The sequence below is a fragment of the Lewinella sp. genome (genome assembly GCF_050633125.1).
Classification (GTDB): Bacteria; Bacteroidota; Bacteroidia; order Chitinophagales; family Saprospiraceae; genus Lewinella.
Window position 1 is genome coordinate 425 of record NZ_JBOEFX010000220.1, and the last position, 3,194, is coordinate 3,618.

At 44.8% G+C, this 3,194-nt stretch carries 2 protein-coding genes; both read left to right on the forward strand.

Annotated elements, in window-relative coordinates:
• Positions 1-66: 66 nt before the first annotated feature.
• Entirely contained in the window at positions 67-2,304 is a 2,238-nt protein-coding gene (locus ACRBG0_RS28370; protein WP_431490198.1) for a TonB-dependent receptor, read from the forward strand.
• A gap of 49 nt (positions 2,305-2,353) precedes the next feature.
• Complete coding sequence (locus ACRBG0_RS28375; protein ID WP_431490199.1) at positions 2,354-2,932, forward strand: Uma2 family endonuclease; 579 nt, start codon at positions 2,354-2,356, stop codon at positions 2,930-2,932.
• Positions 2,933-3,194: the final 262 nt, after the last annotated feature.

Genomic DNA, 3,194 nt, shown 5'->3' on the forward strand with positions numbered 1-3,194 from the left:
TTAACCCTTACACTCTTACACCTTTTACACCCCTTACGCCATCCAACTAACTAACCAATCATTCCCGTGCGAAGCTTTACCCAACTATCACTATTCTTCTTCTTTACCCTTCCGCTAATATCTTTTGCGCAAGAATTGACAGGCTATGTCCATGACATAGAAGGCCAGCCGCTGGTGGGGGCTAGTGTCTATTGGAGCGTACAAAACGATGGAGGTACGTACACCGAAGTGGATGGTACCTTCAAGCTGCCTCTTGTCAAGGATTTACCTGCTGATTTGGTGATCTCTTATGTCGGGTATGTTCCTGACACCGTACTGGTCAAAGAGGTTGGTAGTCTTGATATTGAGTTGCGGTCCCGGCAAGATATGGATGTGGTAGTGGTGACAGAAAATCGGCAAGGGACTTTCATCTCTACCATCAACCCTGTAAAAACGGAGGTGATTACCGCCAAGGAATTAGGTCGTTCGGCATGTTGTGATTTGGCAGGCTGCTTCAATACCCAAGGGAGTGTACATCCTACGACGACCAATATTGTCACGAATGCTAAGGAATTACGTATCCTTGGCCTTTCTGGCGTGTATAATCAAGTACTGATCGATGGTTTTCCGCTGATTCAGGGGCTGAGTTATACCTACGGAATCAGCAGTATTCCTGGTACCTTGATTAAAAGCATTTTTGTAGCTAAAGGGGCCAACTCTGTCTTGCAGGGTTATGAGAGTATTTCCGGTCAGATTAATGTGGTCCTTAAACAGCCAGACGAAGATGAGCGCTTGTTGCTAAATGTTTACCTCAATAGTTTTGGTGAACACCAGTACAATCTCAATTACACCCAACGCTGGAACAATTGGAGCACACTGCTGGCAGCCCATACGACCCAACCTGCGCAGCGGCGAGATAGTGATAAGGACGACTTTCTTGATTTGCCGCTGCTCACCCGATATACCATTTACAATAAATGGAAATACCGTGATGCTGGAGAATGGGGCTTGTACAGCGAGACGGGCCTACGTTTTGTGAATGAGCAGCGTATCGGCGGGCAAACCGCCTTCGATCCGGATCAAGACAAAGGCACTACCAACACTTACGGACAATTGGTGGAATATTCTCAACCGGAAATATATACCAAAACGGGCTACCGCCTGGATGATTATCACCACGTAGTATTTTACGCTTCTGGCTTTCACCAAAAGCAAGAGTCCTACTACGGAACAACCCACTACCAGGGAACCCACACCAATGCCTATCTCAACTTGCAGTACGAATACAATTGGCGAGAGAAGCACCAGTTTAAAACAGGCTTCAGCTACCGCTTTCTGGATTTAGAGGAAGATATTAGCTTTGGCAACGATGATTTGCAGCGTAGTTACGCGGGTGTCTATGAGCGCCAGGAGAATATCCCCGGTGTTTTTGCCGAAAATGTCTTCAATTGGTACGATAATCAGTTGACGCTGATTACTGGTTTGCGCTACGATCACCACAATACCTTTGGTTGGAAGGCCACACCACGGGCCTTGCTCCGTGCCAACCTTTCACCAGCAACGGTGGCCCGAGTTTCGATAGGTACCGGCTGGCGCACCGTCAACTTATTTAGCGAAAATATCAACCTGTTGGCCAGCTCGCGAGATGTACAGATCACCGAAGAATTACTGCCCGAAGAGGCGCTTAATTACGGGATCAACCTCACCCATAATTCCTATGGTGATGATGTTGAAGCGCAATTCTCCTTCGATTTTTATCGTACGGTTTTCCAGAATCAAATCTTCCCTGATTATGATACTGACCCAACGGTGGCTTTTGTTCGGAACTTTACGGGCACCAGTATCAGTAATGGTTTTCAGGGCGAAATAGGCTTGGCTTTCTATCAGCGATTTGGAGTGAAACTTGCCTACAATTACCTGGATGTTTACCGCATCATTGATGGCGAAAAGCAGGTGTTGCCCTTTAATGCTACTCACCGTGTCATCGGTAGCTTCTCCTACGAACCCCTCTCTAAAGGGTGGCACTTCGATGCCAATTTCCATTGGACGGGAGAGCAACGGTTAGCTAATACTTCAACGAATCCTCCAGAATTCCAACAGGAGGACTATGCTGATCCGTTCATCGTCATCAATGCCCAGTTTACGAAAGTATGGCCCAAGGTGGAAGTTTACGGCGGCTGTGAAAACATCTTTGATTTCCGTCAGTTACGCCCTATTCGTTCCTGGCAAGACCCCTTCGGCCCTTATTTTGATACGGCTAATGTTTGGGGGCCTACGCGTGGACGGGAGTTTTACATAGGTGCGCGTTATCGGATAGAGGGGTAGCATTGTTAGTTACCTTGAAAACCTGTATTTTGTGAGAAATTAAGCCAAGATGGAAGCCAAAAAAATAGAAAATATATCACTAGAAGATTATTTAGTAATCGAACAGGAGGCCAATACTCGGTATGAATACCATGATGGGATTATTTATGCGATGGCTGGAGGAAGTATTGAGCATGGTCTAATCAGTGGAAACACTTATGGTGAATTGAAATTTGGCTTACGCGAAAACGGAAGTGATTGTATAGTGATAAACAGTGATGTGAAACTGCATGTGGAATCATTGAATAAGTTTTTGTACCCAGATGTGATGGTGGTTTGTGACGAAATGGAGCGATCAACCAAGGAAAATAATGCTATTATCAACCCCTCCGTTATCGTAGAGGTTTTATCCAATTCTACGGAAGCTTATGATCGTGGCGATAAGTTCTTCGCCTACCAACAAATCGCCAGTTTGAAGGAATATATCCTTATTCATCAGTACAAGGCGCAAGTAGAAATCTATACCAGGAAAAAGGATTTATGGCGAATAACCCGAATAGAAGGTTTAGAGGAGAGCTTCTTGATTAATGCCTTGGGAATTTCTATTAACTTGAAAAACGTTTACGAAGACGTTGTTTTTGTTGATTAATCAATCATTTAAGTAGCAGATTAATGTTCCCTTACTAGGGAATAAGTGCTTGCACAACCTTGTGCTGGCACTAAACCCCTACTTGTATGAGAATCTTGTTCCTATTGGTTACGGTCTTCCTTTATTGCAGTTGTTCGCAACCGGTGGAAGAAGAAAGGGCGGTGTGTCACATGTAATGCTGTTGCTCGAGGTTAAATTGCCAAAAGAACCATTGAATGGCGAGATTATGCCACTTCTCTAATTTTGAAAAAGATAAAGCTTT

Coding starts and splice junctions, on each gene's coding strand:
- ACRBG0_RS28375 (WP_431490199.1), top strand. CDS start 2,354: ATGGAAGCCAAAAAAATAGAAAATATATCACTAGAAGATTATTTAGTA.